General features: G+C 39.5%; 30 protein-coding genes and 1 pseudogene. 14 read left to right on the top strand and 17 right to left on the bottom strand.

All coding sequences use genetic code 11. The features are described 5' to 3' along the window. Window positions 1-99: 99 nt before the first annotated feature. The 4 genes from FGQ85_RS13550 (at window position 100) to FGQ85_RS13565 (ending at window position 2,006) form a co-directional block, all read left to right on the top strand. Complete coding sequence (locus FGQ85_RS13550; RefSeq protein ID WP_243128567.1) at window positions 100-645, top strand: hypothetical protein; 546 nt, start codon at window positions 100-102, stop codon at window positions 643-645. 33 nt (window positions 646-678) lie between these two features. Continuing rightward, entirely contained in the window at window positions 679-876 is a 198-nt protein-coding gene (locus FGQ85_RS13555; RefSeq protein ID WP_005334773.1) for a hypothetical protein, read from the top strand. Window positions 877-895: 19 nt separating this feature from the next. After that, window positions 896-1,177, top strand: coding sequence for a hypothetical protein (locus tag FGQ85_RS13560; RefSeq protein ID WP_055057068.1), 282 nt, complete (start codon window positions 896-898; stop codon window positions 1,175-1,177). Between the two features lie 259 nt (window positions 1,178-1,436). Next, window positions 1,437-2,006, top strand: coding sequence for a hypothetical protein (locus FGQ85_RS13565; RefSeq protein ID WP_243128568.1), 570 nt, complete (start codon window positions 1,437-1,439; stop codon window positions 2,004-2,006). Window positions 2,007-2,225: 219 nt separating this feature from the next. On the opposite strand, the gene FGQ85_RS13575 is transcribed toward FGQ85_RS13565, so the two are convergent. The 4 genes and pseudogenes from FGQ85_RS13575 to FGQ85_RS13590 form a co-directional block, all read right to left on the bottom strand. Further along, window positions 2,226-2,936: a DUF6040 family protein gene (locus tag FGQ85_RS13575; RefSeq protein ID WP_008369915.1), complete on the bottom strand. Its 711-nt coding sequence runs from the start codon at window positions 2,934-2,936 to the stop codon at window positions 2,226-2,228. After that, window positions 2,914-3,243: pseudogene (locus FGQ85_RS13580) on the bottom strand (conjugal transfer protein); the annotation flags it as partial. The pseudogene FGQ85_RS13580 and the gene FGQ85_RS13575, both read right to left, overlap by 23 nt. Window positions 3,244-3,375: 132 nt before the next feature. Beyond that, window positions 3,376-3,705, bottom strand: a complete 330-nt coding sequence (locus FGQ85_RS13585) for a type II toxin-antitoxin system RelE/ParE family toxin (RefSeq protein ID WP_005334765.1) — start codon at window positions 3,703-3,705, stop codon at window positions 3,376-3,378. Beyond that, entirely contained in the window at window positions 3,702-4,010 is a 309-nt protein-coding gene (locus tag FGQ85_RS13590; protein ID WP_029471590.1) for a type II toxin-antitoxin system RelB/DinJ family antitoxin, read from the bottom strand. Before FGQ85_RS13590 ends, FGQ85_RS13585 begins: the two co-directional genes overlap by 4 nt. 389 nt (window positions 4,011-4,399) lie before the next feature. Here FGQ85_RS13590 and FGQ85_RS13595 point away from each other — a divergent pair, with 389 nt between their 5' ends. The 10 genes from FGQ85_RS13595 (at window position 4,400) to FGQ85_RS13640 (ending at window position 12,040) form a co-directional block, all read left to right on the top strand. Next, the gene (locus FGQ85_RS13595; protein WP_005334762.1) at window positions 4,400-4,954 is read left to right on the top strand and encodes an RNA polymerase sigma factor; all 555 of its coding nucleotides are present in this window, start codon (window positions 4,400-4,402) and stop codon (window positions 4,952-4,954) included. Next, complete coding sequence (locus FGQ85_RS13600) at window positions 4,944-5,699, top strand: hypothetical protein (RefSeq protein WP_005334761.1); 756 nt, start codon at window positions 4,944-4,946, stop codon at window positions 5,697-5,699. The genes FGQ85_RS13595 and FGQ85_RS13600 overlap by 11 nt, the downstream gene beginning before the upstream one ends. Then, window positions 5,690-6,556, top strand: a complete 867-nt coding sequence (locus FGQ85_RS13605) for an ABC transporter ATP-binding protein (protein ID WP_005334760.1) — start codon at window positions 5,690-5,692, stop codon at window positions 6,554-6,556. The genes FGQ85_RS13600 and FGQ85_RS13605 overlap by 10 nt, the downstream gene beginning before the upstream one ends. A gap of 4 nt (window positions 6,557-6,560) precedes the next feature. Further along, window positions 6,561-7,727, top strand: a complete 1,167-nt coding sequence (locus tag FGQ85_RS13610; RefSeq protein ID WP_092073365.1) for an ABC transporter permease subunit — start codon at window positions 6,561-6,563, stop codon at window positions 7,725-7,727. A gap of 144 nt (window positions 7,728-7,871) precedes the next feature. Next, window positions 7,872-8,399 carry a hypothetical protein gene (locus FGQ85_RS13615; RefSeq protein ID WP_029471585.1) on the top strand — a complete coding sequence of 176 codons (528 nt, stop codon included), beginning with the start codon at window positions 7,872-7,874 and terminating at the stop codon, window positions 8,397-8,399. A gap of 63 nt (window positions 8,400-8,462) precedes the next feature. Further along, the gene (locus FGQ85_RS13620; protein WP_029471584.1) at window positions 8,463-8,726 is read left to right on the top strand and encodes a hypothetical protein; all 264 of its coding nucleotides are present in this window, start codon (window positions 8,463-8,465) and stop codon (window positions 8,724-8,726) included. 257 nt (window positions 8,727-8,983) lie between these two features. After that, complete coding sequence (locus FGQ85_RS13625; protein ID WP_003864535.1) at window positions 8,984-9,160, top strand: helix-turn-helix domain-containing protein; 177 nt, start codon at window positions 8,984-8,986, stop codon at window positions 9,158-9,160. A gap of 120 nt (window positions 9,161-9,280) precedes the next feature. Continuing rightward, complete coding sequence (locus FGQ85_RS13630; RefSeq protein ID WP_044954635.1) at window positions 9,281-10,270, top strand: helix-turn-helix domain-containing protein; 990 nt, start codon at window positions 9,281-9,283, stop codon at window positions 10,268-10,270. A gap of 1 nt (window position 10,271) precedes the next feature. Next, window positions 10,272-11,663 (top strand): tyrosine-type recombinase/integrase, encoded by a 1,392-nt coding sequence (locus tag FGQ85_RS13635; protein ID WP_171027973.1) that lies wholly within the window; start codon window positions 10,272-10,274, stop codon window positions 11,661-11,663. Window positions 11,664-11,824: 161 nt separating this feature from the next. Beyond that, entirely contained in the window at window positions 11,825-12,040 is a 216-nt protein-coding gene (locus tag FGQ85_RS13640; protein WP_226977413.1) for a hypothetical protein, read from the top strand. 755 nt (window positions 12,041-12,795) lie between these two features. Here FGQ85_RS13640 and FGQ85_RS13645 read toward each other — a convergent pair. The 13 genes from FGQ85_RS13645 to FGQ85_RS13705 all read right to left on the bottom strand — a co-directional run bounded on the left by FGQ85_RS13645 (window position 12,796) and on the right by FGQ85_RS13705 (window position 22,137). Continuing rightward, on the bottom strand, window positions 12,796-14,187 hold the full coding sequence (locus FGQ85_RS13645; protein ID WP_007862346.1) for a tyrosine-type recombinase/integrase: 1,392 nt from the start codon (window positions 14,185-14,187) through the stop codon (window positions 12,796-12,798). After that, window positions 14,165-14,602 (bottom strand): helix-turn-helix domain-containing protein, encoded by a 438-nt coding sequence (locus tag FGQ85_RS13650; protein WP_002569113.1) that lies wholly within the window; start codon window positions 14,600-14,602, stop codon window positions 14,165-14,167. The genes FGQ85_RS13645 and FGQ85_RS13650 overlap by 23 nt, the downstream gene beginning before the upstream one ends. Window positions 14,603-14,706: 104 nt before the next feature. Beyond that, window positions 14,707-14,934 (bottom strand): helix-turn-helix domain-containing protein, encoded by a 228-nt coding sequence (locus tag FGQ85_RS13655; protein WP_002569114.1) that lies wholly within the window; start codon window positions 14,932-14,934, stop codon window positions 14,707-14,709. A gap of 30 nt (window positions 14,935-14,964) precedes the next feature. After that, the gene (locus tag FGQ85_RS13660; protein WP_002569115.1) at window positions 14,965-15,345 is read right to left on the bottom strand and encodes a type II toxin-antitoxin system PemK/MazF family toxin; all 381 of its coding nucleotides are present in this window, start codon (window positions 15,343-15,345) and stop codon (window positions 14,965-14,967) included. A 487-nt stretch (window positions 15,346-15,832) separates the two neighbouring features. Beyond that, window positions 15,833-16,381 carry a sigma-70 family RNA polymerase sigma factor gene (locus tag FGQ85_RS13670; protein WP_006059623.1) on the bottom strand — a complete coding sequence of 183 codons (549 nt, stop codon included), beginning with the start codon at window positions 16,379-16,381 and terminating at the stop codon, window positions 15,833-15,835. A gap of 300 nt (window positions 16,382-16,681) precedes the next feature. Further along, complete coding sequence (locus tag FGQ85_RS13675) at window positions 16,682-17,218, bottom strand: hypothetical protein (RefSeq protein WP_002592913.1); 537 nt, start codon at window positions 17,216-17,218, stop codon at window positions 16,682-16,684. A 104-nt stretch (window positions 17,219-17,322) separates the two neighbouring features. Then, window positions 17,323-17,937, bottom strand: a complete 615-nt coding sequence (locus tag FGQ85_RS13680) for an ImmA/IrrE family metallo-endopeptidase (protein WP_002592912.1) — start codon at window positions 17,935-17,937, stop codon at window positions 17,323-17,325. Window positions 17,938-17,948: 11 nt separating this feature from the next. Continuing rightward, window positions 17,949-18,317 carry a helix-turn-helix transcriptional regulator gene (locus FGQ85_RS13685; protein WP_002569119.1) on the bottom strand — a complete coding sequence of 123 codons (369 nt, stop codon included), beginning with the start codon at window positions 18,315-18,317 and terminating at the stop codon, window positions 17,949-17,951. 131 nt (window positions 18,318-18,448) lie between these two features. Beyond that, on the bottom strand, window positions 18,449-19,411 hold the full coding sequence (locus tag FGQ85_RS13690; RefSeq protein ID WP_006773000.1) for a WYL domain-containing protein: 963 nt from the start codon (window positions 19,409-19,411) through the stop codon (window positions 18,449-18,451). A gap of 28 nt (window positions 19,412-19,439) precedes the next feature. Then, window positions 19,440-19,580 (bottom strand): hypothetical protein, encoded by a 141-nt coding sequence (locus FGQ85_RS18430; RefSeq protein ID WP_002569121.1) that lies wholly within the window; start codon window positions 19,578-19,580, stop codon window positions 19,440-19,442. Next, entirely contained in the window at window positions 19,581-20,459 is an 879-nt protein-coding gene (locus FGQ85_RS13695; protein WP_006773001.1) for a DUF4261 domain-containing protein, read from the bottom strand. Then, window positions 20,456-21,331, bottom strand: a complete 876-nt coding sequence (locus tag FGQ85_RS13700; protein ID WP_039891430.1) for a hypothetical protein — start codon at window positions 21,329-21,331, stop codon at window positions 20,456-20,458. The genes FGQ85_RS13695 and FGQ85_RS13700 overlap by 4 nt, the downstream gene beginning before the upstream one ends. A gap of 26 nt (window positions 21,332-21,357) precedes the next feature. Next, a complete protein-coding gene (locus FGQ85_RS13705; RefSeq protein ID WP_006773003.1) occupies window positions 21,358-22,137 on the bottom strand; it encodes a hypothetical protein in 780 nt (259 codons plus the stop codon). Window positions 22,138-22,154: the final 17 nt, after the last annotated feature.

The raw sequence follows: 22,154 nt of genomic DNA on the forward strand, positions 1-22,154 counted from the left end.
ATTTATGCCTTTTTTATTGGCTGAAATATTGAATTTTCAAGGTTCAACACACCTTATTGGTGTGGGAAGTCTTAGTTAGTTATATTTATAATGGTTTTGATGATTACATATGCAGTGTATATAAAATATTATCCATATATATTTATAGAAGTCACCACAAAAAAAGGACAAGAACTGGCGTATCAATTACCATTTATGGGTGCAGCAATAGCAATGCTTTTATCCCTGAATACGAGTAAACTCTTTAATTATGAATTTGGAAACTATATGAAGATTACGGCAATTATTACTGCTTTACTTGCACTGCCATTTATTATTAAATCTTTAAAAACAGATGTACCACAGAAATTTGGACGTAAACTTTCAGTTGTATTTGCTGCTTTTATAATCGCATTTACAATTAGCTTCCCAATAAATTTTTTATTTACATTTGATGGGGCAACTCATGAAATTGCAATTGTAACAGACAAAAAGATTAGCAGTGGTAAAACTAGAGATAGAGAGTTATATGTAAGTTGTAATGGTAAAAGAGAAATATATACTGTTTCAAACAGTGAATATGAAAATACATCAATAGGCGATAGTAAAAGAATTTGTAGAAGAAAAAGTGCATTAGGATTGGAATATAGTACGATACATGATTAATATTTATTTAAAGATAAGGAAGGAATATATAAGATGAAAATATTGTTAGCAGTAGTTGGAGGATTATTATTACTGATATTCCCTTTTATAGTTATGAAAAAAGCAAAAGTAACAAAAGAAGAAAATACTGATGAAGCAAGGAAAAAATTTAATGTGTTTCTCATTTGTATGATACCTGTTCCTCTAATAGGCTTCATATTTCTTTTAATAGGGCTTAGAAGTTTTTTATAAAATTAAATAAAGGAGAAAAATGTTAAAAAACAATGATATATCAATACCAGAAGCCTGCTATGCAGATTTATGTAAGGTGGGTTTTTTTGAAAGAAAACAGGTTAAATTAACAATTATATGGAATGAAAAAATAAGCAGAAATAAACAAATACTTACACTTAAGAAGTTATATCCTGAATTAAATAAAGTGTCTACAGTTGAAAGCTATAAAATTACAAAAAAACGAAGAAATGGCAATTTGCAGAGATGGGATGGGGATTTGCTGTTGACTTTTCGCATAAAGCAGAAAAAGCGGGGATAAAAATATTGTTAGAAGAATAACTAAAAATCTTGCTAATGTATAAGTTAAGTAAAAAATAGAATGAAAAATAATCATATAGCAGAGGAGATTGGGTAATATGAAGGAACAAAAGAAATCTTCTTGGGGAGCGGTTCTGGTGTCATTTTTATAGGAATTTCTATTAAACTCATTCGAAGCCCCAGGTCATCTTTATTATGATGAAAATTTAACTAATGAAGGAAAAAGAAAGAAAAATTATATTTGGAGGGTGCTTCTACTGGTGACTGCGGTAGGAGTAGCTTTGCTTCCTGTTATAGCTTGGAACATGTTTGTTCCAGATGTGCTATGGGCAAAAATAGTTACCGTTGTAGTGTGTGAAGGCTATGTTGTTTTTATAGTAAGTATGGAGATTATCCAAATAAAGGATGAGCTAAAGGAAGATATGTTAAAAATAGGGGGATATAAAATTACTCCCAAAGGAAGTATTTCCCTATTTAAAGAAATTGATTTTAAGATTGCTCAAACAGAGTATTCTTATACAATATTGATTTCTAAGAAACCTTTAAAATGGCTTTATAAGAAGTTTTATGTTACAATCTATGGAAGACATGGAAAAGTAAAAAAGATTGAATTGGTTCGAGCAGACAAAAAGTATTCTACGAAATATGAGACAATGAATGGTACAGTCTTAGAAAAGTTGCAAGAAGAAAATAATAGGTTTTTAAGGAAATGCTTAGGTACTCCCAGTAAAAAGAGTATGACAGGCGTCGAATATTATTATGAGTGGGGACAAATACAATCCTTCTATGATGATCGTTCTTGTCAAACAGGAATTGTAATTATGTTTTAAAATAAGGAATATTGTATCTCTTGCTTCCGTATGCAGAAAGATTACATCGGTACAGAGAAATGTGGTAGTGATACACCAAAGAACACAGGCGAAACCTTATATCTCGGTTCCACAAGTAGCGAATCTTTCAAAAGAGAGAGATGGGTAAAACTTCGCTGTTTATATAATAGTAGGGGACGATGTTTTATCCCCTGCTATTATACGTTTTTTAGCATGTTTTCACCAATATTGCTTGGTACCTAACCGATTTTTCAAATAACATCTGATTCCAAGATATACTCCCTGAGAAAGTACGAAAAGCAATAGAAGATTTACGGAAAGTGCTTTTTTAATTGCTTCTCCAAAATAAATGATGACAGCAGTACTTGTCAGTATCATCAGTAGAGTAATAACATCCCAACAGTTTTTCTTATATAATTCTATAACCTTTATTTCTATCAGTATCGCCAGTATCCCTGTCCCTGCCACACATATTCCGACAACCAATATCAGAAATAACCAATATACCATTCCGGCTATAAAAGGATTTGGAATTTTTGTGCTAATCTGTGCCACAGATTGCCCGGCATCAATTGTCCAACCGATAAAAGTTTGTAGGAATGACGCTGCATCATGGAAGAATGATTTACAATCGGAAAGGAACACATCGGACTGTACTGCCTGAAAAAGAGTGGTTGTCAGCGAATACCATGCAAGAAGGAACAAGGTTGTTTGGAACATTACCGTTTTTGCTTTATACTGTCCGGCAAGTCGCTCTTTTTGTGTTCCGTATTTCGCTTTTTCATTCTGATAGGCTGTCCGGTCACAGGATTCACATTTTTCATAGAGTACCGGCTTTTCTACCGGTATCTCTACGATTTTCTGATGTGTCCGGGCATAATCCCGTTGTTGTGTTAAACAGCGTATTTTATTTTGATATTCCCCGATCATGACGTTTGCGCTTCGCAGCTTCTCTTTCTCGTTCCGCAATGCTCTGTCTGCCAGCTTCAAGTCGTTCTTTAATGCTTGAATATTCCCGGCTCTGTTCTCTTTGTTTAATTTCTCGTTCAAGATCAGAGATTCGTTGAGCTGCGTCTTCAGTTCCACGATAAGCTGGTCTTTCTGTTCCAGTTCTTCTTGTATCTCCTCGGTCAGGAGCAGAAGCTCTTCCAACTGTTCGGCGTTCTTTAATTCTCTGGATTCGTTCATCTATATCACGTCCTTTCTCTATCTGCTGTTCCAGTTCAGCAATTCGGTGTTATCCTCTGCTGATTTGGTCGTTTCAATCAATACGCTACATTCTTCCATCGTAATTCAGCCCTTTCTTTTTAATTTTGAATATGAAAAAAGCAGTCGATCATAAATGAAAGGCTGCTTTAAATCATATCCTTTATTGCTTTGTGTGGAGATTTAACTGATTGTCTATGTCCCGTCCGGCATACATTACTCTAAGTATTGTTACAACTTTTTTATCGCTGTCTGGAATATAAAGTACCACATAATTGTCTACTGGTAATACACGAAGTCCACGACTTTTCCACGGTTCTTTTTCATATTTTCGATAACGCTCCGGCATCGTATCCAGACTTAATATCTGTTCTTCCAGACGGTCAAGCTGTCCGCTTGCATTTTCCGGCGATTGTAATTCAAAAGAAATATATTCAAAAATCCCTCTCAAATCACTGTCAGCCTGTTCGGATAATTCTACTTCATATATCATAAGCCATAATCCTTGCGAATGTCAGCAAATGCTTTCTTCGCATTTTTTGTCCGTCCAGCCTGCATATCCGCATATCCTTTCTCCAATTCTTCATTGAACTCTGCTTCTGATAATGTGCTGATATCAACAGGTCTGTCAGATGGTATTTTTACTTCAAACGGAAGTCCTCTCTGTAAGATAATCTGTTTATAAAACATATTGATAGCACTGGAAGCAGGGATACCAAGTGTAGACAGGATACTTTCTGCTTTTTCTTTGACATCTGGTTCAATCCTTGCATATAAATTTGCTGATTTTGTAGCCATATAAAACATCTCCTTTCGTGAGTAGTATTTCCATCTATCTTTATTATATGCAAATGTCCGCACAATAGCAATACTAATTTTATGCTCCAATAATCTTATTGAATAACTGTAACAATACATCTTTTACGCCGGACGCATTGAATACAAGACCAACGGCTACTAAGGCAACTACCAAGAATCCGATAAGTTTGGAAAACTCACGCTTACAGGATAATCGAACTACTGCATACTAACCGCCACAGGGAACTCCTAATCCCTTGCTCATGAGGGGAAGAATAGTTTATCATATTGTAAAAAAATATAAAAAAATATAAAAAGTTTTTGTGTTTTTAAATGATTTGTTAAGGTTAGTTGTTTATATATAGAGAAGAATAATTAAGAGAAAAGTGATGGATATGATACAAGACTGGATGATAATAAACAAAATTAAGATGGGAGATCCTGATGCATGGGATATTTTAGTACATAAATATTATGATAGTGTGTATTTTTATTGTGTTCGCAGATGTTATGGAGACTGCGATATAGCTTCTGATTTAACACAGGATATTTTTTTAAAATTGGTAGAAAGTTTACCTAGATACCGATTCATAGGAAAATTTCAAAATTATCTATACACTATGGCTGTCAATACTTGCAATAATTATTTGAAAAAAAGACATATTGAGCAAATAGAACTCACAGATAATTTTACAACTGATTTAGACACTTCATTGATTGATGAAATATTACATGATGAGAGAAAAGAAACGGTTCAAAAAGCACTTGATTTACTTCCTGAAATACAACGAGAGGTTGTGATACTACGGTATTATCACGATTTAAAGGTAAAAGATATTGCGACAATTACTGGCGTGGGGGTATCTACTGTACAGTCACGTATTTATCAAGGCCTTAGAAAATTAGAAAAAGTTTTAGAAAGAGAGGAATTTTATGATGGATAAAAAAGATATTATATCGAAATTGGCTGGTTATAAATTAGAAGGTGATATAGAAGGACGTGAAAAAACCATCGAATTAGGATATGAAATAATGATTAGACTTGAAATGAGTCGACATTCTTACTTTGAGCTATTCCTGTCAACTTTTCGCTTCATACATGTTCATACTTGGATAATTCAATTATTCATCTTTCTATCAGGGATAACTATGGCATTAAATTTTAAAAATTTACAGCCGATAAGTGAAATAATGTTATGCATTACAGGTGTAATATTCATTTCGGCTTTATTTTTTTTAGATGAATTATTCAAAAGTTTTACTACAGGAATGTGGGAATTGGAACAGACATTCAAATATGATTTGCGACAACATATTATGATGAAATTATTGATTTTTGGCATTATTGATATGGTAATTGTTATTTTGCTTTCTCTTATGACTAAATCTATAGTATCTTTGCCTTTGTATCAGATATTAGTCTATGTACTTGTTCCATACAATATTGTTTGCATTATTTTATTTTCGCTTATAACTATATGGAGAAAGCAATTACATAATTATTTCCTATGGTGTATATCGGGAAGTATTTGTGTCGCAGTTATTTTAATTGCAAATATCTTTAAAATATATGAAATCCGAATGCTTTATTGGGGAATAGCATATTTCATTACAACGACAATATTAGGGATTATCTTATATTCTCAAACTAAAATAATCAAATGGGAGGTAGCTTCAGTATGGAATTAACTATTAATAATATAACAAAACAATATGGGAATGTAACTGTGCTTGATGATGTGTCGTATCGATTTACTCCTGGAATTTACGGAATATTAGGTGCTAATGGGGCGGGTAAAACAACTTTATTTCGTATTATTTGTGGACTGATGAGAGCAAATTGTGGAAATATACAATATGACCATAAAGATATTGCTCTGCAAGCAGAATATTATCGCTCGATTCTTGGATTCTTACCACAAGATTTTCGATACTATCCTGATTTTACAGGATTAAATTTTATGATGTATATCGCTTCATTGAAAGGCTTAAATGGGAAAATAGCAAAAAAGAGATGTTTAGATTTATTGATTCAGGTTGGCTTAGATGATGTGAAAAATAAAAAAATCAGAAAGTATTCTGGCGGAATGAAACAGAGACTAGGTATCGCTCAAGCAATGATTAATAATCCGGAAATTTTAATATTAGATGAACCTACGGTAGGGCTCGATCCCAAAGAGCGAGTTAAATTTAGAAAACTGATAAGTTCGTTTGCATCAGAAAAAATAGTATTATTGTCTACACATATTGTATCAGATATAGAATATATAGCAGATGAAATCATTATTCTAAAAAAAGGTAGAATTGAAAATACAGGCACAATAAGATATTTGTTGAAGGATATTAACAAGTGTGTATGGGAATGCCTGGTTCCAGAAAAAGAAGTAAATCGAATTGAGCAAGTATATACAGTAAGTAATCGTAAATATGGAGAAGACGGAGTTGTTCTTCGACTTATTTCAAGGGAAAAACCTTTTGCAAATGCGAAACAAGTTGATCCGGTTTTAGAAGATTTGTATTTGTTTTATTTTAGAGAGGGGGAATGAGAGTATGACATCGCTAATTAAGTTTGAACTTGGGAAAATATTGAGAAACCGAACTGTATTTGGTGGGATTGTTGTAGGATGCTTAGTCCTTCTGGGGATTTTTTTTGTTGGGTATCACTATTCACAGCTATCAATGAGTGAAGCGAGTAATAAGAAAAAGGGGTTTGAAAAGAGCCTCGATGTAATAATAGATGAAAAATATTCTGGAGAGTTTACAGATGAAAAAGTTAAAATGATTCTGTCTGATTCTATGAATAATTTCCAAGAGAATGAAGAGCAAAAAGTTGTTAATAAGCCTTTTTATCCATTTTATTGGGAAATGGGAGATACTTTTTTTTCAAAAGATGCCGAAAATGTTTATTCAGAAATGATTGAACAGGTTAATAAAGGCCAAAGATTAACAATAGAAGACGTGGATTTATATTCATTGGACGAGGTTGGATTTAAAAAATTTGATACTCCTTTGACATTAGGAAATTATGTTCCATGGACAGACTTATATCGAGTACTTGGATATATATATGCTCTTTTGTCCATAATTACAATATTGGTATCTTCCATAGTGTTTTCAGATGATAATTCTAAAAATATCAATCAGATTCTGTTAGTTACAAAATATGGAAGAAACAAAATGATATTTGCTAAATTGATTGCGACAAGTATTATTACAGTGAGTTTATTTATTATTTTTCAATTGGTCAACATAGGTGTTTTCTCTACAATGTATGATATGAGCGGATGGAATTCAGACATACAAACAAATTTGTCGTTGGGATTATTTGACTTCCCTTTGCAATATAACCATATTCAAATATACTTTTTAATTCTTGTCATGCAATTAGTTGGTATTGGATTTGTTGAGAGTGTAACATTGTTAATATCAGCTCTTATGCATTCATCTATGTCAGTATTAGCTGTTTCATTAGGGGTATATATATTACCATTATTGCTGGTGCAAATGATAAAAACAGGGGTAGGTAACAAAATTTTGTATTTGTTTCCAATAAATAATTTGAATGTACAAAATATATTAGGTATTCTATATTCAAAAGATGCTTTTTTCTTCCATTCCTTCTTCATTAATATAGGATTTATATTTATTTTTCAGCTCTTAATACGAGTAGGGATGCAACTATATTGCTTTATTTATATTAAACATTGGAAGTTTTAATGATTTTTTCAATGAAAATGCAATTGAAGAAAAAATATGATATCATGTGAGTAACAAATCGGGATTGACCGAGTTCTTTGAGTGAGATACACTTCTTGGACGAAGGGAAGGAAGAAGAAAAAAGTACTTTAGAGGTATTATGGAATGAGTAATAAATTGGTTAAGCACCAAGAACCAAAAGAAATATTAACTGGAAATCAAAAGAAAATTTTGTTTTGGATTTGTTTCATTATTTTAAGTATAGCTTTCATTACAGTCTGGATAAATATACTTTTGACATCTAAAGCATTTAATACACAAATGGAAGAGATGGTACTGGGAGAAGATTACTATATGGAGGATATTGTGATTACAGGTAAAAGGGCTGAAGCTGCTTCGGCTGATACGATATCTCGGAATTATTTCTTCTACTACAACAATGGAAAAGTGAATGATTATCACAAGCGAATGCAAGTACCGGGATTTGTATATTCGGAATATAATGTAGGAGATTCCATAGCTGCATATACCACAGACCATGTTAGTTATTCTTATTACAAGTATGGGATTCTTCCGGATACAGAGTATACAAACAATGAATTAATGAAAGTGGCTGGCGTATTGCTTGGAATTGGAATATTTTTATTGGCTTTGTTTGGGGTATTAAGTAAGAAAATGAATTACAAGAAGTAACCAACTTCCCGTTTATTGGGAAGTCGCAGAGAACGAAAAATCGGTATTTGTGGGGTGGTGAATATGAAAAAGAAAATTTTAAAAGCAGTTTTAGGTATTCTTATTTGTTGGGGGATTTTTGTTGCTATTGAGGGATTTCGTTTGATTGGAAGCACTGACCCAGGAAAATGTCCGCTTATAACACTTGGAAGCACACAAACTGCGGATGAAATTGCTGATTATGGAAGTTTAGGATTTTCACAAACATATCATCTGACAAACGGCGATGCATTTGTATATGGTGAATTTCGAGTTTGGGGAATCAGAATTGCAAGATGGGAGAGTTAAATTCAAAGTTTGTTGAATTTAAAAATGAAATAAAGTTCCAGTAATCATAGAGTGTATGGATTCAATTCCATATGCTCTTTTTCTTTACTTAATTTCATGAAAAATGTAAAAATCTAATGTTACGAGTTGCATTAAAGAAAACTCGTAAGAAAAAAGTAAAAAAATTTGCTTTTGACCACTGTAAAACATGCTCTGAGCGTTTCGTTATATGAAGGGATAATTTTTCTTTCATATTTCAAAGAAAAGAGGATAAAGAAATGTCAGAAAAAAGATGTTATACAGTTCAAGAGTTACAGGAAATCTTAGGAGTCAGCAGACCTACTATTTATAACCTTTTAAAGAAAAAGGAATTCCGGTGGATCCAGTTGGATGGCGGAAAGTATCGCATCTCTAAGAAGAGTTTCGATGACTGGCTCGATAACTTGGAACAATAAAAAACAGGGTGTTGATCAGGCAGATTTTGTCTGCAATCGACATCCTAAATTTTTATCTGGATTTGAGATATGATATAAGAAAAAAAACTAACACTAAAAAAGACAGGAAGTGAAGAATAAATGGCAACAGCAATTATGAAACAAAAAGAAGTTCCGGAAATGGACGATGTTGAAGAGATCATTTCAAAGATATCAGAAGACAGTCCTTACAAACGGCGTCCGACACAAAAGAGAACCTGGATGACCGTGCCGGAAATGGGAAAGCTGCTGGGATTAAAAAAGACAGATCGATACTGGCTGGTGCATAAAAATGTTTTTGAATCTAAAGAGATTGCTGGAAAGATACGAATCAATATTGCCAGCTTTGAAAAATGGTACGCCAATCAGATTAAATACCATAAAGTTACCGGAGAAGAACCAGGGAAAGAATTGAAATCCTGGTCCTATTCCGTTAAGGAAGTTGCGGATCTGTTGGGTGTTGATGAGTATCTTGTTTATGATTTACTCAAGAAAAATCAAATGGAAGCTGTTATTGTCGATTACTGGAAACGAATACCAAAAGAATCTTTTCAGAACTGGTATAAAAGCCAGTCCCGGTATCGAACAAAGGAAGACAGAAAAAAAGACGCTCTTCTGGAAGATGCAACAATTACGATGCCTGAGATGGCACAGCTGCTTGGAACAACCAGAAGCGCAGTATATACAATTCTTGATAATCCAAAGTATAGTCATTTTTTTGAATTCATTGTGATTGCAGAAAAGAAAAGGATCACAAAAGAGAGTTTTCGAAAATTCCTGGAAGGTCAGGATCGGTATAAGCTGGATCCATCGAATGATTATGAAGAACTTGCACAGGAACAAAATATTGCCCTGGCTAATTTCCGGCGGAAGAAATTATCACAGACCGGAATACGAGGAAGCAATGGAAATATAAAGTATCTTACTTTTGATGAAGCTTCCTATCTGGCAAAGGTCAGCAGAAGCATGATCAACAAGTGGGCGGATAAAGGAAAGTTCACAGTAATAAAAGTTGGCAGTCGAGTTAGGATCCGTCGGGATGAATTTGAGGACTGGATGGAGCAAAGAGATTTGGAAAGGAGTATGCAATAATATGGCATCTATAAGAGAACGAAACGGAAAATTTAATGTAATCTATTCTTATACGAATGAAAAAGGTGAGAGGAAACAGAAGTGGGAAACCTATGAAACGAAAGCCGAAGCAAAGAGAAGAAAAAAAGAAATTGAATATAAAAAAGAGATGGGATCATTTGTCGTCCGTAAATGCAAAACACTGGACGAGCTTATTACAGAATATGTTGCACTTTATGGCAAAGAAAACTGGGCGCTTTCTACATATGAAGGAAATGTCTCTCTTATCAATAACTATATTCTTCCGATCATTGGTGATACGAAACTCTCAGAGATCAATACCCGTTTCATCGAAAGATATTATCAGAGTCTTTTGAAGAGACGTGCAGTTATCAATCCATTGAATAAAACCAGTCGAAATGAATTTGTATCTTCCAGTACGGTCAGGGATATTAATAAGCTGCTTAGAAACTGTTTTGAACAGGCAGTGAAATGGGAGTTGATGGAGAAGAATCCTTGCACCCATGCGACTGTACCAAAACATAAATCACAAAAAAGAGACATCTGGACAGCGGATACATTGATGTATGCGCTCAGTGTCTGTGAAGATGAACGATTAAAGCTCGCAATTAATCTATCTTTCTCATGTTCCCTGCGACTTGGTGAGCTGCTTGGTCTTACCTGGGATTGTGTAGATATTTCTCATGAGGCAATTGAAGAAAACCGTGCATATGTCTTCATCAACAAAGAATCACAGCGTATAAGAAAAGAATCTTTAAATGCATTGGATGGAAAAGATGTGTTGTTGGTATTTCCGACAAATCATAAGAAGAATTCTACGGTCCGTATTCTGAAAACACCGAAGACAGAAAGTAGTGTACGTAAGATATTCTTACCGAAGAGCGTTGCTAATATGCTTGTAGACTGGAAAGCTGAGCAGGATGAAATGAAAGAAATCCTGGGTGACGAATATATGGACTATAACCTGGTTATGGCAAGTACCTTTGGTCTTCCTCTTGGTGATGGAGCAATCCGTGGCCCTTTAAAGAAATTGATCGAGGACTATAATCTCCCACCGGTTGTATTTCACAGTTTTCGTCATAGCAGTGTTACTTATAAGCTGAAACTGAATGGTGGAGACATCAAGGCGGTACAGGGTGATTCTGGCCATGCTCAGGTCAATATGGTTACAGATGTGTACTCTCATATTCTGGATGATGACAGAAGGAAAAATGCAGAGCTTTTTGAAGAAGCATTTTATGAGAAAAAGAATCTGGATCCACAGATGCATGTACAGCAGGAAAATAATAATACTACTGTTGCTGATGAAGTCGATCCGGAACTTCTGGCAAAAGTATTGGCGAATCCAGAGATGCGGGCATTGCTCAATTCACTGGCGAAGACGATGAAGTAATGAAAAATAGTGAAAAAATAGTGTAATTTTAGTGAAAAAACGATTCATAAAACGATATAATATATGGATGAAATGAGGATATTTATTGTGTATATGGATATTCTATCTCCATCATTTGATGATAGAATGACGGAGATAAATCTGAAATGAAGGAGATTCCTATGAGAGACTTTGATTTTATTGTAAGTCCTGCGAAGTTGTTAACACCTGAAATTGTTCAGATGGTTAGCAGCATCCATGAACATAAAGGCAAACAGGAATTATTTCTCGAAGCCAATGTAGATGAATTGAAAACACTCTTAGAAGTTGCATTGATTCAGAGTACGGGAGCATCCAACCGAATCGAAGGTATATCTACTGGTTATGTCCGTGTTTAAAAATATGAAAGCAGCTTATAAATTTGCCAGTCAAAAACGCATGGACAAACCGTCTCGTATGCGTTATATTATTTATAGACAAGAAAATATCTTGTACTTATGATAGGAAAGTTTAATTGAATACTGTTTACCATGATCGAACGTACGAAGCATGGTGGTCATATAACAGATGTCGATGGTAATATCAAGGCATTCCCCGATTATTAGCTGGGGCAAACAATCAGCTAACTTTCAGAGCTTTACAGAGCTTGACAGAGGGGGTATTCAGAATAACTCGAATTGAATCGGAAACAGTTTTATATAGTGTCCCATATGGGTTTACCTTACCTCAGATTGACAGAGAGTGACAATAGGTTGGAGCTCTCCTAAGCGAAAGGCCGTGGGTTCGAATCCCGCCAGGGACGCCAGCAAACACGCCGAAAACCTTTGATTTATCAGGGTTTTCGGCTTTTCTTATTTCTGCGGCTTTTGTGGCTTTTTTGCAAAAAAACTTGGTTTGCTAACATTTGCTAACGAGATTTGGCCTTTTGCTAAGAAAGGCGGTAAGTCAGAGGTTCGATTTTTACCAAAGGAACTTGCAAACATTTGTTAGCAGAAATTAGAGGAAGTTGCAAACAAAATCGCGAATTTGCTAACATCGCTCAAAAATGCTTTCAGAACCTTGCTAACAAAAAAAGTGTTTGGTCACTGTGCAAAGTGGTTCAAACGAAGAAAACCTCTCACAAAGTGAGAGGCGTTCTTCTGAGGGAGGGACTTTATAAAGCTTTTGCCAGCTGCTTGAGCAGTGCGGCAGTTTCGGGATTTTTAAGCAGTTCCAGTATCTTCGCTGCATCACTTTCATCACTTTCAGTGACGGCAGTATCCGCAGTTTTAGGCTCTGTATCTTCAACAGGGTCAGGAGTCTTGGATGAGTAAAATGCTTCCTCCAATCGCTGAGCGTTTATGCAGCGATCCTCGTCGATGATGTGAGAGTAGACATCTGCAACCATTTTTACCTGAGCATGACCAGAGTCGCCCTGGACGGATTTCATATCGCCACCATTGAGTTTCAGCTTGTAGGTGATACTGGAGTGACGGAGAGAATGGAATACAACATGAGGCAGTCCGTTTTCTTTGATAAGTTTATTGAAAGCACGGTTAATCACCTGGCTTTCCATCGGACGGCCATTGCTGGAGCAAAAGACCAGGTTATTGTCGATGTATTCATCTCCAAACAGATCCATCAGCTCATCAATTTCTTTTTTTCTCTCTACCAGCATATAGGCAACTGTTTTCGGCAGGTACACGCGGCGAATACTGGTTTTGGTTTTAGGCTCTTTCAGGACCAGAGCAGTATGGGTACTGGCTATGCAAGGTGGAAACTTCTTAATAACACCTTTGTCGCTCAAATCGTCCAATGCACCTCGTGTAACCCGTTGCAGCTCTTTGTTGACGAATATATAAGCTGAACCATTTTCTATGCTCTGTGGTGCAATATCAATGCAGTCCCAGGTAAGGCCCAGCATTTCACCAATGCGTAAAGAGCAGGAGAACGCCAGATTTAAGGCAAGGGAGAGGATAGGATCATCACAGACTTCCATAGCCTTGCTCAGCGTTTCGGCAGTCCATATATCCCGTTCTTTATGTTCTTCTTTGGGAAGTGTCGCATTCAGGACAGGGTTACGGCTGATTAGTTCCCAACGCACCGCCTGATTAAAGGCACTGCGAAGTAGCTTGTGAATTTCTCTTACTGTATGCGGGGTCAGATATTCGCTTGTGGGTTTGCGGTTGTTGACGCTTACCGTTTTCACAGAGAGCAGATCACGGTAATACTTATCCATCATCCTTGGAGTGATGTCGGATAGTAACATATCTCCGATAATAGGAGTTATGTAGTTTCTCGCCAGACCACGGCGGCTTTCATATGTTGACATTGCCCAGGTATTTACACCATAGATGGACATATATTCATCGAGCAGATCGTTCAGGGTCTTTGCCGTAGGAATAAAGAAGGTTCCAGAGTCCTGCTCATACTCAATTTGCTTTTTTCGTTTTTTTGCTTCTGCATTTGTGCTGAAGGTTTCCCAACGCTGTCTGCGTTTTCCGTTTTCATCTGTGTAATCATACACCACAGAATATTTGCTTTTACGCTTCACGATAGATGCCATTTTCATTGCTCCTTTCTGAGATTTTCACATAATGAGTTTGCTTTTGATACCAGGCTTCAAAACTGCTGGTAATGATACGAATTCTTCGATCAATCAAGGTCGTCTCAAAATAGCCCCTTTTAACAAGGTCATAAGCTGTGCCAGATTTCAGCCCCAAAAGATCCGCCATTTCCGGAACTGACATCGTAGTATGCCTCCATTTCTCTCCGGGCGGTGTACCATCCACTTTTTTATAGTGGAACTGGCCGGCATACCAATCTTCAAAGCTATCCAGCATAACTCTCATTCGTCCGGCCACTTGAATTGTTTTGAAATAGTTCTTTTTAACCAACCAGTAGGATTCTACTTTACCAAGCCCAAGCATTTTGCCCATCTCTGGTACAGACATACTGGTCTTTACTCTTTGTTTTTGCATGGCTTTTGCCTCCTCTATAAAGTTTTTCTTGCTATGGCCTCATTGTAAGAGAAAGCAGAAAAAAAGTTAAGGATGTCGATTTGGAGATCGGCATCCTTGACAAATCATTCATCTGCGTGATCCAGCCAGTCATCAAAGCTCTTTTTGGAAATGCGGATATGACCGCCGACTCTGACGCTGTGGAATACACCCTGTTTTACCAGATTATATGCTGTGGGACGACTGATACCCAGAATGTCCTGAATCTCATCGACCGTATAGGTTCTTTTGTCATAGCTGACAGGATTTTGTTCATTAAAGCGGTTCAATTCCGCAATTCTTGCTTCAAACATAAAAACGCCTCCTTTATCCGGTAAGTGGCCTTACGGAGCCTCCATTTCCTCCGGAATATGAATATCTAAACTAACTTGCAGAGCATCATCAATCGCTCTCATTTCTTCGCGAGATACGCGCCCAATGTACGATAAAACACGCCTTTTATCAATCGTTTTAATTTGCTCCAGCAGAACAACAGATTTCAGTCCAAGCTCTGGAACGCTCTCCAGTGCATAGTGTGTGGGCAGTTCCTTTTTCTTAATCCATTTACTGGTGAGTGGAGCTACGATCAAAGTGGGGCAGAAAAAATTCCCCACATTGTTTTGAAGAACCAGGACAGGACGGGTGCCGCCTTGCTCTGATCCAAAATAAGGGTTCAAATTGGCATAATATAAATCCCCACGCTTATAAATCCAATCTTCTTTCATGTTCATCCTCCTATGTTTTGAGATTTGATTATGTAAGAAGGAGGCTCTGCAAATTACAGAGTCTCCTTCAATTTAGCGCCTGTTTTATCCCTTACTTGTCCACGACACCCCAGGGATTTGGGTAATCATTAAGCCGCAGGTGGCTGGCCTGCTTCTCAGGAGTTTCACCTCCACTTCGTTTGGTCTTACCCATGGCCTGCGACGGTTATTATCACGCTCGGACTATGGCTGTAAGAGAGCTTTCCTCCTTGTTATGCCATGACCGGATGCCATCCGATGTATTCCAGCCTGATATATTTCTGATAAACCGAAAACTCATCTATACAGCAAAAATGGGTTGGCCTGTTATGCGAGTGGCAGCTCTCAGAAAATATACCGCTGATGTAGCGGCTATTACGCCCAAAGAGGATCAAACTTAATGATTCGTATATGAGGTTGTCAAGGTGCAAGTGAAAGGATTTCCCTCTCACTTGCTACTGCCACTTTTTTAGAAAATCGCAACCAACTTTTTTATTTTTTCTTCAATTTTTTTCAATCGCTTATCTGCGGCTTGCCGAGTAATACCATATCGTTGGGCTAAACAAGTTGCATTTGGTATTTTCATTTCATAATAGGACAATATAAAATCTCGTTCTGCTGGACTCAGTTTCAATAGAGCTTGGTGTAAATCCTCAAGAAGTAAATTCTGAATAGCTTGTTCCGCAGTATCAACAGATTCATCCACAAACAAATCTGTATCCTGATAACCTTCCTCTGTGCCGTCACGATCTCCCACATGAGAAGCCGGGAATATAGAGCGACTTTTCTCATGTTCCTGGAGATAGCGGCTGTGGCGGTCCTCCTGTTGGTATTTTTCAAAATCTTTGCGAGAACATTCCATGATAATGCGGTCATCTTCATCACGGAACATTTTGACTGTTTCAACAAAAAAGCGCCCAGTAAAGCAACCATTGCGGCGTGCCTTACTGAACGCTGAAAAACTGATTTCCTCCCATTCCTGTGGGCTGTTATTTTTCCAAATGAATACTCTCGTCATATCCTTTCCTCCGTTCAAATTCTTGGTAGTCAGCGAATTTGAACGGTGTCATGGATATTTTGCTATGTACGCCTCCCAGCGCATACCGGCCTCCTAATACCGGGCAAAGAAAAAGGCCGGAAGTGTTTTCACCTCCAGCCATGTTCCTGCCGCCATATTGCAGCAGGAATGAAAAAAGCCCGGTTAATGCCGGGCCTTATGTAGAAAAGTATTCAATTTAGCGCATTCCTGCCACTATAACAAGTATAGCAGGTCGGAAGTCGGAAGGGAGTAGGGATTAGGTCGGGGATTTGTCGGGATTTAGTCGGGATTTAGTCGGGGCAGCTCCTCCAGGACTTCTGGAATAGAATATCCAAACAAGCAAACAGAAAATAAATAGATGGCTTCTCGTTTTCGGTCATAAAAGACACTGCGCTCTATATTTAGTTCTTCCAGCAATTCTTTCTCTGTACTGTTGAACCGATAGATAAATTGCTTAGTCAAAATTTCATAGTAAAGTTCTCCTCGATCCGGATACCGTTTCAGACGAAGGAGTGCACGGTCAATAATATTGACTAGCATTTGATTTTGAACAAGGCAGCAAACTTTTTCTTCAAAGGCTTGCAGTTCAATATCTGGTGCAAAATTTTCAAGATAGCAGAGGCCAGACTCTATATCTTGTTCTCCCATAATCCAAGCAGTTTCTTGTAATTCTTCTGCCCGTTCACTCAGAACCCAGACTACATCACGGTAAATCTTTAGAATCAGCTTACTTCTATGAAACGCAGCGTCGCTGTTAAGCCCCAAAGCTGTTAGCCTGCTGTTACATTTTTGGATTGTTGTGCTTTCTTTTCTCATAGAACATCCCTCCTTGTTCGCAATATTGCGAACATATTAGGTACAAAATAGCATAGCAGAGGAGCGTGAGAGAGGGCAGTGCCTCTCTCTATTCCCCCATTTGGTTATATCAGGTTTCTGGATTTTAGACGAATCTGCATTGCTTGCTTGGAAACCTCAAAAATATTTGCCATTTCAGCAATGAGCTGTTCATCTGTCCGGCCTATTTTAAGCCGGTAAAAACATTTTTTGATCTGCGGTAAAGGCATCAGCAGAGCAGAAGCCAGAGTATCCGCCTGACGCTCAATTATGCCATGACTTTCGTCGGAAGAAACATTTCCGTTATAAGCAGCAACATCTCCAGTACCAGAGTACAACTTCTTATGTAGTACCCAATGAGCCAGCTCATGGGCACAGGTAAAACGGAGCCGCCCTAATTTTGACGGATCACAAAGCCGTTCATCAATTAAGATTGTACCGGCTCTTACTGCAATCATTCGATACTGTCTCTGTATCTGGTCATATAAGACAACAGCACCGTCATCGAAAATTGTTTCCCCTAATATCTTGGGGTTTTTTCTTAGTGTATGAAACTCCAGGATTAGATCAAACTTTGTCTCGATAATGGTTTCGATTGGCACAGGACATGGTTGCCCGGATAGCAGAGAGGGATCATATTCCATCAGGATTTTTCGCCCTACTGCCTCGATTGCTTCTGTACGGATTTGTGGAATTGACAAAGCTCTCCCCCCTATCGTTTACGCTCCTTTAGCATTTTCATAAATGTCTGCCATTCTTCATCGGTAGCATCTACTTCTTTTGCCACACGCAAGGCTGCCCGAACAATATCTTTTTCCATGATATAGTCTGGCAAATCAGCAGATACTGTATTGCGTGATTTTGCAGCCAGATCCAAAAGCAACTCATGTTCTGATTTATCCAAATTCAGAAAGGCAGAGATGCGTTCCACAAAATCTCCATTGGGTGCAGGACGGCGGCTTTGCTCAATATCACACAGATAACCGTAAGCAATATTCAAATGCTTGGCTGTATCGCGTAAATTGAATTTGTGCGCCTTGCGTTTCTCGGCTATAAATGATCCAAAAGTTATATTGCCCACAGCATTCACCTCTCATTTGTTCGACGAACTGCGAACATCTTGCTTATATTGTATATCGAACATCTGTTCACTTCAAGGATAAAAATTTCATTTGAAAAGAGGTGTTAAAAATCAATAACACCTCTTTTGCGCTATATAAATTCCTGAGCGATTTGCTGCATTTCCGTAATGCACTCTTTGGGAGAGAGAATTTTTATTTTCCCTTTGAATTTGAATATCCAGCCATAAAAAGTTCCACTGGGGTTCACTTCAATTTTGGCTGTGAAGTGTGTATCATCATACCTATCAACAGCAGCATCTTCTCCATAATGATCTATGATTACTCTCATCAATTCGTTTTCACATAGAAGGGTTACTTCCTTCGATGACTCCGATGTAAACATATCAACCATTTTATTTGTATAGGAGGCTACATCAAATCCCTCTATCGGCATAAAGTAAGTTTCCAGATTTTCTACACTTGTTAGCCGATCTACACGGAAGTGAGCAATTTTCTGATGCTTCAGAGAAAATCCAATCAAATAGTAATGGTCATTTTTCCATTCAAGCGCATAAGGATTTACGACATAATAATATCCATCATGCTTTAAGATTTTCTTTTTTTCTTGAGTATATTCATAGTATTGGAACCGAATTTGCTGATGGTTTCCAATCGCTGTTTGGATATTGTCAATGATGTAGTAAACCTTTTCATTATGCGGTTTGACACGGCTGGATAAAGCAGCAAATTTTTGAAGCTGCTTTGCCTGATGTAGACTGGTCAGACGGCATAATTTCTGCACCAGCTCCTCAGACTTCTTGGCAGAAATGATCTTCGAGGATGCTACTGCGTCTGTCAGCATTTTCAGTTCTGGATACTCAAACAGGCGGTTTCCCATAAAATATTGGTTTTGGGTACTCTTAACCACCACAATATCAATCCCCGCATCGATCAGCGCATTGGTATCTGCGTAAACAGTCTGCCGCACTGCCTGAATTCCTTTTCCATTCAGATGGGCAATGATGTCAGATACTGTGGCGGGATGGTTTTCATCGGTCCGCTCATAGAGAAACCGGAGTAATTCCAGTATCCGCATATTTGTTGAATTCTGCATACTTCACCTCCTCGATTTTTAAAATGGCCTATTTTGTATGATGTCCAGCCCCAAAGACCAGGAACAGGGCAACCGCACAGAGAAGCAGAACCATCCAATTCCGGTCTACGATCAGCTTGATCACCGCCACAAGCAGCATTCCGCCCACCAGGAGCACAACGCCGTTCATTCAACGCCCTCCCGCGGCATATTCGCCCATGTGGATGTCCAGCACCCCTCTGGGCGGCTGGATCAGGGCGTCCTCATACTGGCACTTCCACTGGATCTCCCGACACATCCGGCCATCCGCCACGCCGTCTATGGTTTCACCATCCTGAATGGGGTTATCATGTTCCAATATGTACGATGCCACATTGTAGGCGTGGTTTACCACCCAGTTGGGGTCCATGTCGTGGAAGTGGTATTGGAGGTCGGGCAGGAACAGGGTGCTCATGCCCACCGTGTCGATGAGCATATCCTCCGTGCCCTCGATGTTAAAGAAGCGGACATTGACGCCAAAGCGGATGAACCGATCCGAGCCTTCAATCTGGTGAGAACGCACATCCTCCGCCAGAAACAGTTTGCCGCAGTTCTGGAAATAGAATGCCTCACAGGTGGGGTACAGCTCCGCCAGAGCCTCCAAAAAGTCGGCATCCAGGTTGGCACGCTCCAGCGCCGGAAGCGCCGCGGCCAGCATATCGGTGGCTACCACCTGATATTTGCACTCCCGGAAGATCCGTTCCCGGTCCTCCTGGCAGTCCCACATCTGGCTCATCAGGAAGGCATCAAAGCCTTTGCCCTTGAACTTGTCGCATTTCATCACCATCAGCTGCACCGGGCATTTTCCGTCCTTGAACTCTGCAATATGCTCCTGTGCGGCAAAGCCAGCCATTTTCTTATCATAACAGAAGCACTCTGTTGATCCGATGTGCTTCTCCATTACGGCAGTCATTTTTTCTTTATCCGGCATTTCTACCGGCTCTTTGAACAGCATCTGAATGAGATAGGGGCCACCGGGCTGGAGGCCTTTTTTGTCGTCCAGATTTTGCTGGAAAGCTTTATTGCTCATTTGGTTTCCTCCTTCTTTTCTGGGAACAGTTTCCACCGAAACTCCAGCTCTTTCTGGACAAACTCTTTCGGCAGGCCGCGGGGGTTGGCGATGAGATACCATACCCGAAAGGTGCGCTTCTTCGGATCTGTTTCCTGCCGGTAGAGCTGATAGCCCGCCTCATCCTCCTGTGTCCACTGTCCTGTCTGCCGCTTGGCCTGCACAAAGGGTTCCACTACCTGGTCCAGTTCCTCTCTGGTGCGGCTTGAGACCCAGGCTTGATCCACATCATTGGCGTGGGAGAGGTGGAACAACATCGAACCCATCCAGTTCTTTGCCTTGTGTTCAGGCGTTCCGCGCAATTCCGCCTGATGGCGGTACTCCGCCAGCTGCTCCGATGTTCCGTACCGTTCCACCATCTGCTCCCGCACATGAATGCACCAGCTGTAATCCTCCGGCTGGATAAAGGGGGCGCAGACCGGTTGGAGCGCCTCTGCTGGGTCCACCTCAAAGCGAGAGATAAAGTCAAGGTAGTGGGCTTGGATCAGGGGCAGAAAGGTGTCCAGCAGCTCGGTGTTCAGCCGCAGGTCCTCTGTCAGCATCCGAAAGAATGAACCGCCTGTTGTGGGTTCAATTCTGAAAGAGTAGAGGTAGTCATCTCCCTGCTTTATGATACAGCTGAAGCCCACCTCCACATTCCCATGGCCGATTTCGTAGTCTATGTAGTTGTAGCGGCTCCGGTCAAACCAGATCTGATAGGTCAGCCCGTTTTTCATTTTCTTTTTGAAGTCGCCCTTTTTCAGACGCTTCCAGCCCTTTTCCTCCAGGCCCAGGCCGTTCCACAGGTAGTCCAGAAGTTCCTGAATTATATCTGCCGGCCGTTTTTGTTCCACGGTCTCCACCCCCTGACGAATTCTCTTTAATAGTCAAGCAGGATAGGCACCTGCTGCTCCTCGGCAAACCGCATGGCCCGCCAGAACATGGAGAAGGCAAACTTGGCAAGGGATTGAGTGTCATACTGGGTGTGTTCCGGGATGTCTGCCTTGCTGTACTGTCCATCTGAGTCTACGGTTCCGTCTACCGGGTATCCCTCCGTGTCTGCCCAGCCAAGGATAGTGTCCTCATCGGCCTGCCACGCCAGCTGGTTCAGCTTTTCCAGCTCCTTCCGCAGTCCGCCCAAGGTGGCGATAGCGGCGGTGTCATCGGTAGGCAAGGACCCTTGGAACAGAAAGTTGTCAGAAAGAGGGAGCCACCAGGTAGCCCCACGAAACAGGGACCACACCCGCTCCTCATCTGATGCAAGGCGGGCGACCAGAGGATGCTCCCCGAAGATCCAGTCCTTCTCCACGGTGGAAGGCACCGGTTCCTCGTATGTACGACAGGCGGCCACCAGCAGCATAGCGCCGAAGGCATCCCAATCCGGCTTGTCGGTGTAATAAGGTTTCTCATTATCTTCAAGCCAGGGAGCGTAGGGGGGCTGGCCCGGCTGAGAAATGGCGCTCAAGATCTGATCCCGCCAGTTCTCCACCGCCGCCTGGACCTCAGCCGGGGACATTTCTTCCTCGTTATCAGCAGGTTCCCCGTCCGGGGTGATGCGGTTGAAAGAGTATCCGTTTTCCTCCGCCCACTGCTGAACAACAGTTTTCCAGTTGTGAGAATAGTACCGGGTCAGCGGCCCGGCGTAAATATCAAGTCCCATAGCAATGTCTCCTTTTC

It is taken from the genome of Pseudoflavonifractor sp. BSD2780061688st1 E11, from assembly GCF_005844125.1.
GTDB lineage: Bacteria > Bacillota > Clostridia > Lachnospirales > Lachnospiraceae > Sellimonas > Sellimonas catena.

Coding starts and splice junctions, on each gene's coding strand:
- FGQ85_RS13560 (WP_055057068.1), top strand. CDS start 896: ATGTTAAAAAACAATGATATATCAATACCAGAAGCCTGCTATGCAGAT.
- FGQ85_RS13705 (WP_006773003.1), bottom strand. CDS start 22,137: ATGGGACTTGATATTTACGCCGGGCCGCTGACCCGGTACTATTCTCAC.
- FGQ85_RS13550 (WP_243128567.1), top strand. CDS start 100: ATGATTACATATGCAGTGTATATAAAATATTATCCATATATATTTATA.
- FGQ85_RS13630 (WP_044954635.1), top strand. CDS start 9,281: ATGGCAACAGCAATTATGAAACAAAAAGAAGTTCCGGAAATGGACGAT.
- FGQ85_RS13600 (WP_005334761.1), top strand. CDS start 4,944: ATGATGGATAAAAAAGATATTATATCGAAATTGGCTGGTTATAAATTA.
- FGQ85_RS13555 (WP_005334773.1), top strand. CDS start 679: ATGAAAATATTGTTAGCAGTAGTTGGAGGATTATTATTACTGATATTC.
- FGQ85_RS18430 (WP_002569121.1), bottom strand. CDS start 19,580: ATGAACGGCGTTGTGCTCCTGGTGGGCGGAATGCTGCTTGTGGCGGTG.
- FGQ85_RS13660 (WP_002569115.1), bottom strand. CDS start 15,345: ATGAAAGAAGATTGGATTTATAAGCGTGGGGATTTATATTATGCCAAT.
- FGQ85_RS13670 (WP_006059623.1), bottom strand. CDS start 16,381: ATGACGAGAGTATTCATTTGGAAAAATAACAGCCCACAGGAATGGGAG.
- FGQ85_RS13605 (WP_005334760.1), top strand. CDS start 5,690: ATGGAATTAACTATTAATAATATAACAAAACAATATGGGAATGTAACT.
- FGQ85_RS13650 (WP_002569113.1), bottom strand. CDS start 14,602: ATGCAAAAACAAAGAGTAAAGACCAGTATGTCTGTACCAGAGATGGGC.
- FGQ85_RS13615 (WP_029471585.1), top strand. CDS start 7,872: ATGAGTAATAAATTGGTTAAGCACCAAGAACCAAAAGAAATATTAACT.
- FGQ85_RS13590 (WP_029471590.1), bottom strand. CDS start 4,010: ATGGCTACAAAATCAGCAAATTTATATGCAAGGATTGAACCAGATGTC.
- FGQ85_RS13595 (WP_005334762.1), top strand. CDS start 4,400: ATGGATATGATACAAGACTGGATGATAATAAACAAAATTAAGATGGGA.
- FGQ85_RS13640 (WP_226977413.1), top strand. CDS start 11,825: ATGAGAGACTTTGATTTTATTGTAAGTCCTGCGAAGTTGTTAACACCT.
- FGQ85_RS13625 (WP_003864535.1), top strand. CDS start 8,984: ATGTCAGAAAAAAGATGTTATACAGTTCAAGAGTTACAGGAAATCTTA.
- FGQ85_RS13620 (WP_029471584.1), top strand. CDS start 8,463: ATGAAAAAGAAAATTTTAAAAGCAGTTTTAGGTATTCTTATTTGTTGG.
- FGQ85_RS13585 (WP_005334765.1), bottom strand. CDS start 3,705: ATGATATATGAAGTAGAATTATCCGAACAGGCTGACAGTGATTTGAGA.
- FGQ85_RS13575 (WP_008369915.1), bottom strand. CDS start 2,936: ATGATCGGGGAATATCAAAATAAAATACGCTGTTTAACACAACAACGG.
- FGQ85_RS13690 (WP_006773000.1), bottom strand. CDS start 19,411: ATGCAGAATTCAACAAATATGCGGATACTGGAATTACTCCGGTTTCTC.
- FGQ85_RS13675 (WP_002592913.1), bottom strand. CDS start 17,218: ATGAGAAAAGAAAGCACAACAATCCAAAAATGTAACAGCAGGCTAACA.
- FGQ85_RS13695 (WP_006773001.1), bottom strand. CDS start 20,459: ATGAGCAATAAAGCTTTCCAGCAAAATCTGGACGACAAAAAAGGCCTC.
- FGQ85_RS13655 (WP_002569114.1), bottom strand. CDS start 14,934: ATGTTTGAAGCAAGAATTGCGGAATTGAACCGCTTTAATGAACAAAAT.
- FGQ85_RS13610 (WP_092073365.1), top strand. CDS start 6,561: ATGACATCGCTAATTAAGTTTGAACTTGGGAAAATATTGAGAAACCGA.
- FGQ85_RS13635 (WP_171027973.1), top strand. CDS start 10,272: ATGGCATCTATAAGAGAACGAAACGGAAAATTTAATGTAATCTATTCT.
- FGQ85_RS13645 (WP_007862346.1), bottom strand. CDS start 14,187: ATGGCATCTATCGTGAAGCGTAAAAGCAAATATTCTGTGGTGTATGAT.